The organism is Microbacterium sp. 4R-513, from assembly GCF_011046485.1.
In the GTDB taxonomy this organism is placed as follows: Bacteria; Actinomycetota; Actinomycetes; order Actinomycetales; family Microbacteriaceae; genus Microbacterium.
Genome location: NZ_CP049256.1, coordinates 848,640 through 864,154 on the forward strand (window position 1 = coordinate 848,640; position 15,515 = coordinate 864,154).

The 15,515-nt window shown below is 68.6% G+C and carries 9 protein-coding genes; 6 read left to right on the forward strand and 3 right to left on the reverse strand.

Features of this window, described 5'->3' with window-relative positions; translation table 11 throughout:
* Positions 1-77: 77 nt before the first annotated feature.
* Both G5T42_RS03655 and G5T42_RS03660 read right to left on the reverse strand, forming a co-directional pair.
* Positions 78-3,680 (reverse strand): glycoside hydrolase, encoded by a 3,603-nt coding sequence (locus G5T42_RS03655; RefSeq protein ID WP_165125566.1) that lies wholly within the window; start codon positions 3,678-3,680, stop codon positions 78-80.
* A 140-nt stretch (positions 3,681-3,820) separates the two neighbouring features.
* Positions 3,821-4,864 (reverse strand): LacI family DNA-binding transcriptional regulator, encoded by a 1,044-nt coding sequence (locus G5T42_RS03660; RefSeq protein WP_165125569.1) that lies wholly within the window; start codon positions 4,862-4,864, stop codon positions 3,821-3,823.
* A gap of 110 nt (positions 4,865-4,974) precedes the next feature.
* Here G5T42_RS03660 and G5T42_RS03665 point away from each other — a divergent pair, with 110 nt between their 5' ends.
* The 6 genes from G5T42_RS03665 to G5T42_RS03690 all read left to right on the forward strand — a co-directional run bounded on the left by G5T42_RS03665 (position 4,975) and on the right by G5T42_RS03690 (position 13,030).
* Positions 4,975-5,895 (forward strand): sugar ABC transporter permease, encoded by a 921-nt coding sequence (locus G5T42_RS03665; protein WP_165125572.1) that lies wholly within the window; start codon positions 4,975-4,977, stop codon positions 5,893-5,895.
* A gap of 131 nt (positions 5,896-6,026) precedes the next feature.
* Positions 6,027-6,836, forward strand: coding sequence for a carbohydrate ABC transporter permease (locus G5T42_RS03670; RefSeq protein ID WP_241246033.1), 810 nt, complete (start codon positions 6,027-6,029; stop codon positions 6,834-6,836).
* 80 nt (positions 6,837-6,916) lie between these two features.
* Positions 6,917-8,266 carry a sugar ABC transporter substrate-binding protein gene (locus G5T42_RS03675; RefSeq protein ID WP_165125578.1) on the forward strand — a complete coding sequence of 450 codons (1,350 nt, stop codon included), beginning with the start codon at positions 6,917-6,919 and terminating at the stop codon, positions 8,264-8,266.
* A 65-nt stretch (positions 8,267-8,331) separates the two neighbouring features.
* Positions 8,332-10,068 carry a beta-galactosidase gene (locus G5T42_RS03680; RefSeq protein WP_165125581.1) on the forward strand — a complete coding sequence of 579 codons (1,737 nt, stop codon included), beginning with the start codon at positions 8,332-8,334 and terminating at the stop codon, positions 10,066-10,068.
* 150 nt (positions 10,069-10,218) lie between these two features.
* A complete protein-coding gene (locus G5T42_RS03685) occupies positions 10,219-11,169 on the forward strand; it encodes a manganese catalase family protein (RefSeq protein ID WP_165125584.1) in 951 nt (316 codons plus the stop codon).
* Between the two features lie 247 nt (positions 11,170-11,416).
* On the forward strand, positions 11,417-13,030 hold the full coding sequence (locus tag G5T42_RS03690) for a tannase/feruloyl esterase family alpha/beta hydrolase (protein ID WP_165125587.1): 1,614 nt from the start codon (positions 11,417-11,419) through the stop codon (positions 13,028-13,030).
* Positions 13,031-13,180: 150 nt separating this feature from the next.
* On the opposite strand, the gene G5T42_RS03695 is transcribed toward G5T42_RS03690, so the two are convergent.
* Positions 13,181-15,235 carry a glycosyl hydrolase family 28-related protein gene (locus G5T42_RS03695; RefSeq protein WP_165125590.1) on the reverse strand — a complete coding sequence of 685 codons (2,055 nt, stop codon included), beginning with the start codon at positions 15,233-15,235 and terminating at the stop codon, positions 13,181-13,183.
* Between the last annotated feature and the right edge of the window lie 280 nt (positions 15,236-15,515).

Consider the following 15,515-nt stretch of genomic DNA (forward strand, 5'->3'; position numbering starts at 1 on the left):
CTCACGCTCGACGCAAGAGAAGAGACGAGGGATGCCGCGCCCCTGCCAGGACGCGGCATCCGTCGATCTTCCTGCCGCTAGTTGACGCAGCCTCCGGCGACGTACGGCGCCTGCACCGTGGACTGCACCGCCGCCCCGTTCACGACCGCCGAGACCGCGACCTGCACGGTGCCCGCGGACACGGTCGCCAGGCGCGTGCTGAACGCCGCCGACGTCTTCTTGCCGACCGCGAGGTCGTCGACGGACTTCGTGCCGTACGGCGTCGTGACGACGAAATCGAGCGGGACCTCGTCCTCGTTCGCCACTGTCACGACGAGCTGCACCTTCCCGGCGACGCAGCGCGTCGTCGCAGTGGCGCTCGCCTCCAGCACCGGCGCGGCCTTCTTCTCGAACTGCACGGTGTAGGCCTTCGTCGCACCCGAAGGGGCCGTCACCGTGACGGTCGCGGTGGGCGCTGCCGCCGTCGCCTGGGCGACCTCGACCTTCGCGTTGCGATCAACGGGGATCGCGGCGACGGTCGGCAGCGCGCCGCCGTCCCAGTCGACGGTGTACGCCGTCTGGGCCGGCGCGAACGAGGGGAGCGCCACGCCGTTCGTCGTGATGCGCGCGAGGTCCGCGACGGCCGAGGCCGACGGACCTGCGGCGTAGATCTCGACCTCCGACACGATCATGTGCGTCGCGGGGTTCGCCGTCAGGACGAACCGCACGGCGTCGGCGTCGACTCCCAGCGGGATGTCGAGGATCGGCGCCGTCCCGCTGGCGGGTGTCGCGTCGGTGACCGTCGGACCGGTCGTCCACGCCCCCGTCCCCGTGCGGTACTCGACCGTGATCGACTGCGCCCAGCTGTTGGTGCCGTCCTTGTAGAAGTACACCTTGGCGTGCTGCACCTTCTCGCGCGCAGCGAGGGTGTAGGTCAGCGTGTCCGTCGTGTTCTTCGTGCCCGACCGCCAGTTCGACCAGCCCTTGTCGGTGGTGACGCCGTTCTTCGTGCGATCGACGCTGTAGCTGGCGCTCTCGGTGAAGGTGGCTGCGGCAGTGCTCGCCGGGGCCACGTTCTTCTCCGTGGCGGTCGTCAGGATGACCGACAACCTGGCAGGCACCTGCGGGTGAGCCGGGTCGGTCGTCGTGGCGGTGCCGGGTACCGTGACGACTCCCGTGGAGGCGAGCTTCGCGGCATCCACCCCCGTCCAGTCCCATGTGACCGGGACGGCGACGGTCTCGCCGCTCGTGCCCGCCTCGGCCGGGACCGTCGTGGGCGCGGCAGCCTTGACCTGCGCGGGCGAGATGCCCGCGTAGGTGGTCACCGAGACAGGCTGCGTGCCGGCCAGCGCCCCCACCTCGACGGTCGCGGTCGCCTGGAAGGCGGTGCCGAAGACATCCGTCCCCGACCCGGTGACGGTCTTCGAGCCGGGCTTCGACCAGTCGATGCCGGCCGTGTTCCACGTCACGGCGGCGGGGCGCTCGACGTTGCCGGCGTACACGAGGGTCACCTGCGCGGGGAGCTGCGGCGCCACACCGATCGCCGTCGCCGTCCGCACGCTCTTCGCGCCGGTGACAGCGACATCGGCGAGCGTCCAGCGCTGGTTCGCCCCGCCGTTCGAGGTGTAGAGGCCGACCGAGGCGCCGTCGGCCGTGCTCTGGCCGTTGACGTCGAGCACCTGCTCACCGGCGACGCTCAGCAGCGAGTAGGTCTTGCCGTCGGTCGTCGAGGCGATCCACTGCAGGGCGGGATCGGATGCCGCGGCCTCGACCGTCGAGGTCGAGAGCGTCGTGCCTCCGCCCGACGTGCCGAGGAGGCGTCCGTCCCTGTTCTGCAGGACGAAGCGCTGGCGGTCGGTGCCCGCGCCCTCCAGGGTGCGGACGGTCCAGGCCTGCGCCGTCGCACCGGCGGTCGTCGTCGCCGACGTGCGGATGGCGAGCGACGAAGGGTCGGCCGCGAGGGCCTTGCCGCTCTGAACCCCGAGGAGCTGGTAGGTGTGACCATCGCGCAGCACCGGCGCGTCGGCCGAGGCACCGGAGACACCCGACACGACGAAGGTCGTGACCGACTTGCCCGGAACGCTGATGGTCGCCGACTTCCTCGCGGCGTCGACGGGGACCGGTGCGCCCTGCTTGAGGGCATTCGCCTCCGGATCGGACGACGGCGACTGGGTCGTGACGACGGGCGTCACCGTCGCACCGGGCGCGATCGTGCCGAATTGCGACAGGTCGATCGTGACGTCGCGGGCACCGGCCTCGCTGTTGACGTGCACGAGCGTGACTCCCGTGCCGTCGGCGGTCACGGCCGCCGTCGTCTGAGTGTTTTCGGTCGGCACGATGCGGTCGCCGGGGTGGATGTAGTGCGTGAAGTTGCGCGTCGTGTTGTACTTCGCGTTCGTCAGCACCTTGCACGTCGGGTCGGCCTCGCCGGCGGCGATGCGGCGCAGCGACTTGCCCTCGGCGTTGCAGTCGAAGTCGATGAAGACGCTGCCCCAGTTGAGGTTCTCGACCTTCTGCATGTTGTAGAGGTCTTCGACCGGCTGCCAGAACACCCACGCCGTGGGCTCGAGCTCGCGCAGGTCGTCGACGATGCGACCGGCCATGCCGAGGCCGTTCTCGATGTTCACCTGGTTGAAGCCGGTGCCGTCCCAGTCGCCCTCGACCTCGCTCATCCAGAGCGGCTTGTCCGAGCTCTTGGCGATGTCACGCGCGACGAGGCGGTCACCCGTGCCGTAGGTGTGGACGTTGAGCTGATCGACCTTCGACTTGGACGCCGTCGACCACGCCCGCCAGTTCTGCGCGAAGATCGTCGGGTTCGTCTCGTCCATCGCCGAGATCGCGACATCCGTCGTCGTGGACGGCTGAGAGAGCCGATCCGCGAGCTTGGCGATCATCTCGTTCTGGGCCGCCGGCCCGATGTGCGCACCCTCCTGGCGGCTCGCGCTCGTGGGCCAGCCGTTCGCGCCGAGGCGGGTCGACCAGTAGTTCGTGTTCGGCTCGTTGAACGGGTCGAGCGTGTCGAACTCGATCCCGTACTCGTCCTCGAGGTGCTCGACGACGTTGACGAGGTAGGACGAGAAGTCGTCCATGTCGGCCGATGCGAGCTGCTCGGCCGTGGCGTTGGTGCCGCCCGAGACGAAGCCGCTCTCGGTCAGGAAGTAGGGCGGGGAGTTGCTGAACGCCTCCCAGTGCGTGATCTTGTCCTTCAGCGCCTCGATCCACCAGCGCTGCGTCGCATCGGCGTCCCAGTCGTAGTGCGCGGGGTTCTCGGCATCCCACGCCGCGGCGTAGCGGTCACGGTCGGCGTAGGTGGAGGTGATGGGTCCCTGCGCGTCGGAGAGACCGGCATCCGGATTCCACCATCCCTCGACGGCTCCGCCGGGCCGGAGGTAGGACGGGACGTCGGTGGCATTGCCGCCGCCGATGTTGTAGCGGGCGATGTTGAGGTTCAGGCCGTCTTCGCCGAAGACCTTGTCGAACAGGTCCTGGCGTACCTGCTCGGGGTAGCCGCCGGTCGCATTCGCGAACCACACGAGGCTCGTGCCCCAGCCTTCGAACGGCGCGGAGGCGTAGGCGGGGTTGGGGGTGATGCGCACGGGTGTGCCGGCGGCGGATGCCGCGGGAGGGGCCGCAGCGGCGGTGACCGAGGCGGCGATCACGGCGGCGACCGCGGCCGACGCCAATGCTCTTCGTGACGGCATTGTCTTCCATTCCTTCGCGGTGGACCGACGCCGGCCCACGGAGTTGTTCGCTCTGTTTACGTAAACAGTTAGCGGGAACATGGGGATCCTAGCGAGCATCCAAGACGGCACGCAAGGGGTCGCGGCCGGATGACGAAGGCTCAGGCCGCTGGCGGAGCCGAGCTCTCGCGGACGATCAGCTCCGTCGGCACGAGGTCGGCCCGCTCGCCCGGCGACCCCTCGATCGAGGCGACAAGGGCCTGGAGGGCGGCGGCCCCCACCCGGTCGAAGTGCTGGCGGATCGTCGTGAGGGCGGGCCAGAAGCTCGCGGCCTCGGGCATGTCGTCGAAGCCGACGACGCTCACGTCGCCCGGCACCGACCGGCCGGCCGCGTGCAGCGCGTGCACGACCCCGAGCGCCGTCTGGTCATTCGCCGCGAACACGGCGGTGGCCTCGGGGATGCGCGCGAGGATCTCTCCGGCAGCGCGCCCCGACTCCGCCGACCAGTCTCCGATGATCGGCTCGGGCACCGGAGCGCCGTGCGCGCGGAGCGTGCTCTCCCACGAGTCGCGGCGGCGGTGGGCGGAGAAGGACTCCTCGGGCCCGGCGACGTGCCACACGGTGCGATGTCCGAGGCCGAGGAGGTGCTCCGTCGCGAGCCGGGCACCCTGAGCCTGATCCGTGTCGATGACGGGGAGGTCGTATTCGGCGCTCGAGTCCAGCACGACGACGGGCATGCCGGAGGGGATCACGAGCTCGGACTCGTTGAGGCGATGCGCCTCGATGATGATCACGATGCCGTCTACCGATTCCTCGCTGAGCCGTGCGAAGGCGCCGGAGACGCTCCCCTGGGTGGCGGCATCCAGTGGGATGAGGGTGATCGAATACCCGGCGGCCGTCGCCTCGGCGGCGATCGCCTCGAGCGTGCGCATGTTGCCGTACGTCGAGAGCGAGAACATGATGACGCCGATGCTGCGGTAGCGGCCCGCCTTGAGCGCTCGTGCGGCGCCGTTGGGGCGGTAGCCGAGCCGGCGCATGGCCTCGACGACCCTCTCGCGCGTGGCGGCGCGGACGACGTCCTTGCCCGTCGCGACACGCGACACGGTCTGCGCCGAGACCCCGGCCTCGCGGGCGACGTCGAGGATCGACGGTTCGCGCCGAGGTGCGGTCGCCTCGATGCGCTGCGGTGACGCCACCATCGTCATCTCCCTCTGTTTACGTTGACATCGTAGCGACGTTCATGCAAATGTTTGCGTAAACAATTCCGCCGGGCGCTTCCGGCGACACCCCTGATCAGTCCAGAAGAGGCCCGTCGATGACGACAACCGTCGCGCCCCCCGCACTCGCGAGCACCCCGCGTCTGCGCCGTCCGTCCACGGACTGGCGCGGCTGGTGGTTCGTCGGGCCGTTCATGATCGTGTTCGCCCTCGTCTTCCTCGCGCCGCTCGCGTACGCGCTCTACCTGAGCCTCTTCCGCGACCAGCTCGTCGGCGGAACGACCTTCGTCGGCCTCGAGAACTACGCGCAGGCGATCACCGACCCGCAGTTCTGGGAGGCGTTCGGCCGGGTGCTCCTCTTCCTCGTCGTGCAGGTGCCGATCATGCTCGCGCTGGCGCTCGGCGCGGCGCTCGCGATCGACAGCGCACGGCTGCGCGGGGCATCCTTCTTCCGGATCGTGCTGTTCCTGCCCTATGCGGTCCCCGCGGTCGTGGCGGTCCTCATGTGGGGCTACATCTACGGCGACCAGTTCGGCCTCACCGCGAACGTCAACGACCTCTTGGGATTCGAGCTCCTGACGCCCTTCGCCAAGCAGTGGATGCTCGTCGCGATCGGCAACATCGTCACGTGGGAGTTCGTGGGCTACAACATGCTCATCTTCTACTCGGCGCTCAAGACCATCCCGGGTGAGCTCTACGAAGCCGCGTCGATCGACGGCGCCGGCGCATGGCGCACCGTCTTCGCGATCAAGATCCCGTCATTGCGCGGTGCGATCGTCATCGCGACGATCTTCTCGATCATCGGCAGCTTCCAGCTCTTCAACGAGCCCAACATCCTGCGCCCCCTCGCTCCGAACGTGATCACGACGTACTACACGCCGAACATGTACGCGTACTACCTGTCGTTCTCGGGCCAGCAGTTCAACTACGCCGCCACCGTCGCAATCATCATGGGCGTCATGACGGCGGTCATCGCCTACGTCGTGCAGTTGCGCGGCTCCCGAGCGGAGGTGCGCTGATGACCGCGACCATCCCCACGCACGAGACCACCCGACGGACGACTCGGGACGCCTCGAAGCCGACGCGCAAGCCCGCGCTGGCACGGACGAATCCGCTCCGTCCACGCAGCTCCAAGGTGCTGCTCATCGTCATGGTGCTCTACGCGCTGTACACGCTCGTGCCCCTCTTGTGGCTCGTCATCAACGCGACCAAGACCCAGGGCGGGCTCTTCTCGAGCTTCGGGCTGTGGTTCGGCCCGGACTTCGCCCTGTGGCAGAACCTCGTCGACACGCTGACCTACCGCGACGGCATCTTCCTCCGCTGGTTCGGCAACACGCTGCTCTACGTCGTGGTGGGCGCCGGCGGCGCGACACTCCTCGCGACCCTCGCCGGCTACGGCCTCGCGAAGTACCGCTTCCCCGGCCGCCGAGCGGTCTTCGCGATCGTCCTCGGCGCGATCGCGGTGCCCGGGACGGCCCTCGCGGTGCCGACGTTCCTCCTCTTCAGCGAGCTCGGACTGACGAACACGCCCTGGGCGGTCATCATCCCCTCGCTCGTGACGCCGTTCGGCCTCTATCTCATCTGGGTGTACACCGAGGACGCCGTGCCGACCGAGCTGCTCGAAGCGGCCCGGATGGACGGCGCGGGCGAGTTCCGCACCTTCTTCACGATCTCGATCCGGCTCCTCGTCCCCGGCATCGTGACGGTGCTGCTCTTCGCCGTCGTGGCGACGTGGAACAACTACTTCCTGCCGCTCATCATGCTGAGCGACCCCACCTGGTACCCGCTCACCGTGGGCCTCAACCAGTGGGCGGCGCAGTCGATCGGCGCCGGATCCTCGCCGATCTACAACCTCGTGATCATGGGGTCGCTCCTCACGATCATCCCGATCATCGTCGCGTTCCTCCTGCTGCAGCGGTTCTGGCAGTCGGGGCTGAGCGCGGGAAGCGTCAAGCAGTAGCCGGGGACTGCACCGTGACGAACGACAACCCGGCGGGGCCGCGGAACGCGCGGCCCTGTTCACCTGAAAGGGACACAGCAATGACGCACAGGTCACATGCGCGCCGCTACGCCGCCATCGCGGCGATGGGCGCCGTCGCCGCACTCGCACTCGCCGGCTGCTCCGGCTCGAGCGGCGGAGGATCCTCGGACGCCCCGCAGGACGGCTTCGGCGCGGTCGAGTCGGCGCTCGAGAAGGGCGGCGAGCTCACGTACTGGTCGTGGACGCCGCAGGCCGAGGAGCAGGCCGCCGCCTTCGAGAAGGCATACCCGAACGTGAAGGTCGACGTGGTCAACGCCGGCACGGGCAACGACGAGTACACCAAGCTGCAGAACGCGATCAAGGCCGGCTCGGGCGCTCCCGACGTCGTGCAGATCGAGTACTACGCCTTCCCGCAGTTCACGCTCACCGACTCGCTGCTCGACCTCTCCGGCTACGGCTTCGGCGACTTCGAAGGCGACTACACGGCGTCGACCTGGGGCTCGGTCACCTCGGGCGACGCGATCTACGGCCTGCCGCAGGACTCGGGCCCGATGGCCCTCTTCTACAACAAGGCCGTGTTCGACCAGTTCGGCATCGCGGTCCCCACGACGTGGGACGAATACGTCGCCGCGGCGCAGACCCTCCACGCCGCCGACCCGTCGAAGTACATCACCGCCGACATGGGTGACGCGGGCTTCACGACCAGCATGATCTGGCAGGCCGGCGGTCAGCCGTTCCAGACGGACGGCACCGACGTGAAGATCGACCTCCAGGACGAGGGCTCCAAGAAGTGGGCCGACACCTGGAACACGCTCGTCGAGAATCAGCTCGTCGCGCCGATCTCGGCGTGGAGCGACGAGTGGTTCCAGGCGCTCGGCAACGGCACCATCGCGACGCTCGCGACCGGCGCCTGGATGCCCGGCAACCTCGAGTCGGGAGCCCCGGACGGCGCCGGCAACTGGCGCGTCGCCCCGATGCCGACCTACGACGGCAAGGCGGCGTCGGCCGAGAACGGCGGCGGCGGTCAGGCTGTGACCAAGCAGAGCAAGAACGCGGCTCTCGCCGCGGGCTTCCTCTGGTGGCTCAACAACAGCGACGACAGCATCTCGATCTTTCTCGAGAGCGGCGGCTTCCCCTCGACCACGAAGCAGCTGGGCTCCGACGAGTTCCTGGCTGCCGAGCCGGAGTACTTCGGCGGGCAGAAGATCAACGAGGTGCTCGCGGCGGCGGCCGACTCGGTCGTGCCCGGATGGCAGTACCTCCCCTTCCAGGTCTACGGCAACAGCATCTTCGGTGACACCGTCGGCCAGTCGTACGAGAACCACTCGGACCTCAACGAGGGCCTGGTGACGTGGCAGGACGCGCTCGTCGAGTACGGCGACGCGCAGGGCTTCACGGTCGACAAGTAAGAACACGAGCAACGAGAGGGGGCGGTCGGTCACACGCCGGCCGCCCCTCTGTCATGGAGAGCCCAGTGCCCACCTTCACCATCGGCGACGATGACTTCCTCCTCGACGGACAGCCGCACCGCATCATCGCGGGCGCTCTCCACTACTTCCGCGTGCACCCCGACCAGTGGGCCGACCGCATCCGCAAGGCCCGCCTCATGGGCCTCAATGCGATCGAGACGTACGTCGCGTGGAACGCCCACGAGCCGCTCCGGGGTGAGTGGGATGCGACGGGCTGGAACGACCTCGGCCGCTTTCTCGACCTCGTCGCCGCCGAGGGTCTGCACGCCATCGTGCGCCCGGGCCCCTACATCTGCGCGGAGTGGCACAACGGCGGCCTGCCGGTCTGGCTGACGGGAACGCCCGGCATCGGCCTCCGCCGCTCCGAACCGCAGTACCTCGCCGAGGTCAGGCGCTATCTCGAGCGCGTCTACGAGATCGTCGTTCCCCGGCAGATCGACCGCGGCGGCAACGTGATCCTCGTCCAGATCGAGAACGAGTACGGCGCGTACGGCGCCGACGCCGACTACCTCGCCGAGCTCGTGCGCGTGACGCGTGATGCCGGCATCACCGTCCCGCTCACGACGGTGGACCAGCCCGAGCCTGACATGCTCCGCGACGGCAGCCTCGACGAGCTCCACCGCACGGGATCGTTCGGCTCCCGCGCGACCGAGCGCCTCGCGACGCTCCGCGAGCACCAGCCCACAGGCCCCCTCATGTGCTCGGAGTTCTGGGACGGCTGGTTCGACTGGTGGGGCGGCCTGCACCACACGACGGACACGGATGCCGCGGCCGCCGAGCTCGACGCGCTCCTGGCCGCCGGGGCATCCGTCAACATCTACATGTTCCACGGCGGCACCAACTTCGGGATCACGAACGGCGCGAACGACAAGGGCCGCTACCTGCCGATCACGACGTCGTACGACTACGACGCGCCGCTCGACGAGGCGGGGAACCCGACGGCCAAGTTCGACGCGTTCCGCGAGGTGATCGCGCGCTACGCGGAGGTTCCCGCCGAGACGCCGGCTCCCGCACGGCCGGCCCCCGCCTTCGACGTCGCGCTCGACGCGGTGATCGGCGAGGGTGTCCGCGGCGATCGCGGGGCGCGGCATCCCTCCCCTCCCTCGTTCGAGGCGCTCGACCACCTCGGGGCGCTCGTCCTGTACGAGGCCGAGCTGCCGGCCGACGCCTCGCGCGACGGCGAGCCGACGGTGCTCGAGATCGACGAGATCCGCGATCACGCCTGGGTCGCCGTCGACGGGCGCCGCGTGGGGACCCTCTCGCGCACCCGGAGCGAGAGGACGCTTCTCGTTCCCGCCGGTTCGCACCTCGCGCTGCTCGTCGAGGAGCAGGGCCGCGTCAACTACGACCAGCGCCTCGGTGAGGAGAAGGGTCTCATAGGGCTGCCGCGGCTGGGCGGCGTGCCGATCGAGGGCTGGACCGCCACCCCGATCGACCTCGACGAGCTCGCGGCGACCGGATCGCCCCTGGCGTGGGGCCCCCGGGTCGCGCGTGGCGGGTTCGACCTCGATGCGCAGGCCGACCTCTTCCTCGACACGAGCGGCTTCGGCAAGGGCTATGCCTTCGTCAACGGCTTCCTCCTCGGTCGCTACTGGAGCAACGGCCCGCAGCAGACGCTCTTCGTCCCCGCGCCCGTCACCCGCGCGGGCGGGAACGACGTCGTGATCATCGAGCTCGACGGTGCCGATCCGACCGCCGCCCGCTTCGTGCCCGGTCCGGCGCTGGGTCCGCTCGAGGAGTAGGGCCCCGGAAGGCGCCATCCGGTCGCGGGCGCGGGAGTCTACGCCCCGCTTTCCAGGAGAATCCAGGGGGATCCGCGATCCGCCGCGCTCCTGCACGGTCGAAGGCACCCGGGTCGTTCCGCCCGGGTCGTTCGGATCGAGGAGAGCCCCATGTACTTCCACCTGCAGCAGCTCATCAACCCGATCGCCGAGGACGAGCCCGATCCCGCAGCCGCCAACGCGCTGCAGGAGGGCCTCGGCGGACAGTTCGGCGAGATGCGCACGATGATGCAGTACCTCTTCCAGAGCATCAACTTCCGGGGCCCGAGCGGCAAGCCGTACAAGGACCTGCTGCAGGGCATCGGCACGGAGGAGATCGGCCACGTCGAGTTGATCGGCACGACGATCTCGCGCCTCCTCGACGGGTCGCCGCGCTACAACGGCAAGCCCACCGATCCCGTCGACATGCCGGGGTCGGGCGGAGATACGCCGCTGAGCATCGCCCTCGACACGAGCAACATCCACCACTACCTCGTCGGGGCGCAGGGAGCGCTGCCGGTGGATGCCGCGGGCAACCCGTGGAGCGGAAGCTACGTGTACAACTCGGGCAACCTCGTGCTCGACCTGCTCTACAACCTCATGCTCGAGTCGACGGGGCGACTGCAGAAGTGCCGGATCTACGAGATGACGTCGAACAAGACCGCGCGCTCGACGATCTCGTACCTCATCGTGCGCGACCAGGCGCACGAGAACGCCTATGCGAAGGCCCTCGAGACGCTCGGGGTCCAGTGGCGCATGGCGCTTCCGATCCCGAAGACGAACGCCGAGCGGTTCCCCGAGGTCAAGCGGCTGCTCGACCTGGGTCTGCAGAACAAGCAGTACTCGTTCGACCTGGGCGGGCAGTCGGAGGCCGGCAAGATCTTCCAGGGCGTCTCGCCGTCCGGGGATGGGACGACGCTGGACGCGTCGGAGCAGGCTCCCGAGGGCGCTCCGCTCACCATTGCGCCCGAGCGGCCGGAGGAGTTCGCGCCGGGTGCCGATGCCGAGCTCCGCGCGCTCATCGAGGCAACCGCCGAGATGGAGATGGCCGACATCGACGCCACCTTCGGCAAGTTGCGCTGACACCCCGAGCGTGCGATGGATGCCGCGTCCCCGGCCGGGGCACGGCATCCATCGTCTGCGGGCGGACGCGTGCCGGGCAGCCGAATGGCTCGCGGTCCCGAGCGATCGGAGCCAGAATCGTGAACAGTTTTGGCGTGACTACTTCCCTTCGCCCATAGGCAACGGCTAGCTTGCCTAGAAGAGGGAAGTCGAGCCCCTCGCTCACCAGGCCGCCTTCCCCGCATCCATCACTCAACGAGGAGAGATCATGCGGAAGCGCAAACTCGCCGTCGCGGCGGCGATCGCTGCTCTGCTGGCGGGCGTGTGGGCAGGCAGCCCCGCGCAGGCCAAGCAGCCGGCCGCGGCATTCGGGCAGGAACAGTGCGCGGCACTGACCGGCCTGGAGATCAGCAAGAAGGCCATCGACCTGCCGACGACGGGCGCGACGGTCACGCAGGCGCAATGGGTCGCGTCGCCCAACGGGCAATGCCGGGTGAACGGGGCGATCCACCCCGTCGATCCGGCGGCGCCCGACATCATGTTCCAGGTCAACCTCCCCGACAACTGGAACGGCCGCGCCCTCCAGATGGGCGGCGGCGGGCTCAACGGCACGCTCGTCAACGGGCTCGGTGCGTACCGCAATCAGCCTCCCGGACAGCCGACGCCGCTCCAGCAGGGCTACGTGACCCTCGGGTCGGACGGCGGCCACCAAGGCGCGGGCGGAAGCTTCGCCCTCAACGACGAAGCACTGCTCAACTACGGCCAGCAGTCGATCAAGAAGACGCACGACGTCGCCGTCTCGCTCATCGATGCGGCCTACAAGGCCAAGCCCTCGTACTTCTACTTCATCGGCTTCTCGCAGGGCGGCCATGAGGCGCTCGACGCCGCCGCTCGCTATTCGAAGGACTACGACGGTGTCGTGGCGGGAACGCCGACCTACAACGTCACGATGATGCACGCGGGACATGGCTCCGTCTACCGGGATGCGCTTTACGAGAACGGCGGCGCCGGCTGGGTGAATCCGGCGAAGCAGACGCTGCTCGTGAACAGCGTCTACGCGACGTGCGATCCGATCGACGGCGCCACGGACGGCATCATCTCGGACACGCAGGGATGCCTCGAGACGTTCGACGTGCAGACGCTCCGGTGCGCAGGCGGCGCCGATCTCGGCGACTCCTGCCTCTCCGATGCCCAGATCGCGACGCTCGACACCCTCGCGTCCGACAACGACCTCGGCTTCGAGATCGCGGGCAACAGCGTCGCGGCCAGATTCCCGGTCTACAACGGCGGCCTGCTCACCCTCGGCAGGTACAACCTCGGTCTGACACAGGTGCCGCACAATCCCGCGACAAGTCAGGATGCCTGGCACTACCAGGTCGGCGACACCAACGCGAAGTGGTTCGTCACGAAGGACCCGACGCTGAACTACCTGGACTTCGACATCCACGCGTATGAGGACCGGATCCAGGAGCTCGGCACGATCATGGACACGACCGACGTGAGCTTCCAGCAGGCGTTCGCCAAGAAGGTGAAAGTGCTGATGTACACCGGCATGGCCGATGACGGGGTCTCCCCTTACAACACGATCCAGCTCTACGACCGGGTGGTCGCCGACCTGGGTGAGAAGAAGGTCGACTCGTTCCTCAGGTTCTACACGATCCCCGGGATGAGCCATGGCTTCGGCCCCTTCGTCGCCGGCTGGGACTCGCTCACGGCGCTGCAGAACGGGGTCGAGAACGGCGTGGCGCCGGGGCCGCAGACCATCGTCGACACCAACGCTGCGACGGCGGGCCGCACCCGACCGCTCTGCGAGTACCCCACGTGGCCGAAGTTCACGGGTGCGGACTCGAACAGCGCGGCAAGCTTCACCTGCGTCCCCTGACCGGTGAGCGGATGCCTCGGCCTGGCGCCGCCCGGGCCGAGGCATCCGTCCGTCCGCACCGCAACGTCGGAGATCACCGCTTCTTCGGAGCTTCCGGGTTGAAGAGCTCCGACGTTGCGGCGATCTCCGACGTTGCGGCGGGCGAGGGGGTCAGCCCACGGGCTGCACCCACGGCGAGGGCGCGGGCGGCGCGACGACCGGCGGGCGGTCGTCGCACGTGTAGGGGTTGGGCAGGTAGTACGCGAGCCAGTTGGTGCCCGGGTGCCACTCGTTGCTGTCGACGCCGTCGTTGCCGCCGAGGTCGGTCGAGAAGAACGAAGTGTGCGAATAGGTCGGGTCGTCGAACGAGCCGCAGTTGTTGACGCCCCACCAGCCGATGTTGCGCACGTCGACGTTCTCGAAGGATGCCCCGCCCTTGACCCGCGCGCTCACGACCGACGTGCCCGCGCCGTCGACCTGGATGTCACGGAACTGCAGCCCGGTGAGGGTGTACTGATCCTTCACAGGCCAGTCGGAGACGAGCATGATCGCGTTGTACGTGCTGTCGAGGTAGTGGTCCCCGACGACCTGGATGTCGGCGTCGATGGACTTGTTGAGAACGTAGAACCAGATCGAGCCCAGGCCGATCTTCCAGTTGAGCTCGAAGGTGCCGGCGCGCGCCGTCGTGTTGCCGGAGAAGGTCAGCGACCCCGCGAAGGCGTGCGCGCCGAAGCGCGACCCCGCGTGCAGGGCGCTCCCCTCGCGGATCGTGTCGGCGACGAGGTTGTTCGACACCGTCGTGTCGGTGCCCCCGTAGATCGCGATGCCGTTAGCGAGCGTCGGCGTCTGCACCGTGTTGTGGTCGAACGTGTTGCGCGCATTCGTCGGGAGGTCGGCCTTCTGCTCCGCCCACGCGGCGAGACCGTCGTCCCCCGTGTTGCGGATGAAGTTGTTCCGCACGACGGAGTCGGTCACGCCGAGGTGCAGGTTCACGCCGTCGGCGATCTGGTCGACGATGACGTTGTCCTCGATCGTGACGTTCGACATGGGCCCGTCGAGCCAGATGCCGACCTTCGTGTGCTGGATGTGCAGGCCCGAGAAGCTCGAGTCGCTGAACGCACCCCCGATACCGTTGACCTGGTCGGTGTCGATGCGCTCGCGCACGTCGCCCTCGATCGCGAAGCCCGACAGGTGGACGTTCGAGCTGCCGCCGGCCGCGGCATCCTTCCCGTAGAAGCCGACGCCCGTGTGCAACGACCCGTCCGGCGACGGCGTCGCGAGCGCGACTTCGGAGCCCTTGATCTTCGTGTACCAGCTGCCGGCGCCTTCGATCGTCACGTCGTCGACGACGATGTGGCGGTCCACGCGGTAGATCCCCGGCGGAACGTAGACCGTGAGCCCGCGCGCCTGCGCGAACGCGATCGCCTTCTCGATGGCGGATGCCGAGTCCTTCCGTCCCGTCGGATCGGCGCCGAACAGCACGACGTTCGCGGCCTTGAGCGTGACGTACGGGAGGCCCACGAGCTCCGTGTCGAGAAGGTCGATCACGGTCCAGGCGACGCCGGCCGGTGCGGTGAGCCGGATGGTCTCGCCCGCCGCATACGTCTTGCCGAGCAGCAGGCGCTCCTCGTCGAAGAACTTCATCGGCCGGAACGGATGCGGCGGCTCGAAGCCCGGCTGGTCGGACTGCGGAACGCACCCGCACTCGGTGATCCACCAGTCCGGGTGCAGGAGTCCGGCGTCGGGATCGTTGGTGAACGGGTACTGGTTGTAAAGGTAGCCGTACTGCGACGTCATCGCGAGCGTGTGCTTCTTGTGCCCGGCCCTGACCTCGAGTGGCGCGGTGACGCCGCCGCCCTTCGAGGCATCCGGAAGGCTGTAGCGGACCGTGATCGCGTTCGCCGCCGCGGGGAGGGTGAACTCGACGTACTGTCCGGGAGCGAGTCGAACCGCTTTGCGACCCGAGGCCTCCGCCTCGAGCTCATAGGCTTCGCGGCTCGGTCCGATGACTGTGCCGTTCGTCACGGCGTTCTCGGCCTCCTGCTCGACGAACCCCACGTCGGCGCCGCGGCCCGCGACGAGCGCCGGATCGAGGGCGGCTCGCGTGACGACGGGCTGGGCAGGCGGCGTGGGCTTCGCGGCGAGCGCCGGCGACGCCGCAGTGAGCATCGCGACGGTGACGGATGCCGCGGCAGCCGCCGCGAGCAGGATCCGGGGACGTGTCATCTTCGACTCGTTTCAGGCGGGATGGGACGGGCGTCGACGCCCGCTCGCGGCTCAATCTAGGTGCGGGGATCGTGGTAGTTCAAGTGTTTGTTGTGTTTTGTCTCAATGCTGTCGATTTCTTGCATCGGATGCAACGGCATGCGGACCGCTTGCGCGACCATGCGTGGGCCTCCCCGCGCTAACCGAGACCGCAATGTCGGAGATCGCCGTTTCGTCGGAGCGCAGCACGGCGTGTCGCTCCGACGAAGTGGCGATCTCCGGCGCTGTGGCGGGCGGGGCT

What these genes read in the sequence shown, in the direction of transcription:
- G5T42_RS03655 (WP_165125566.1), bottom strand. Translation starts at nt 3,680, where the DNA reads ATGCCGTCACGAAGAGCATTGGCGTCGGCCGCGGTCGCCGCCGTGATC.
- G5T42_RS03660 (WP_165125569.1), bottom strand. Translation starts at nt 4,864, where the DNA reads ATGACGATGGTGGCGTCACCGCAGCGCATCGAGGCGACCGCACCTCGG.
- G5T42_RS03665 (WP_165125572.1), top strand. Translation starts at nt 4,975, where the DNA reads ATGACGACAACCGTCGCGCCCCCCGCACTCGCGAGCACCCCGCGTCTG.
- G5T42_RS03670 (WP_241246033.1), top strand. Translation starts at nt 6,027, where the DNA reads ATGGTGCTCTACGCGCTGTACACGCTCGTGCCCCTCTTGTGGCTCGTC.
- G5T42_RS03675 (WP_165125578.1), top strand. Translation starts at nt 6,917, where the DNA reads ATGACGCACAGGTCACATGCGCGCCGCTACGCCGCCATCGCGGCGATG.
- G5T42_RS03685 (WP_165125584.1), top strand. Translation starts at nt 10,219, where the DNA reads ATGTACTTCCACCTGCAGCAGCTCATCAACCCGATCGCCGAGGACGAG.
- G5T42_RS03690 (WP_165125587.1), top strand. Translation starts at nt 11,417, where the DNA reads ATGCGGAAGCGCAAACTCGCCGTCGCGGCGGCGATCGCTGCTCTGCTG.
- G5T42_RS03695 (WP_165125590.1), bottom strand. Translation starts at nt 15,235, where the DNA reads ATGACACGTCCCCGGATCCTGCTCGCGGCGGCTGCCGCGGCATCCGTC.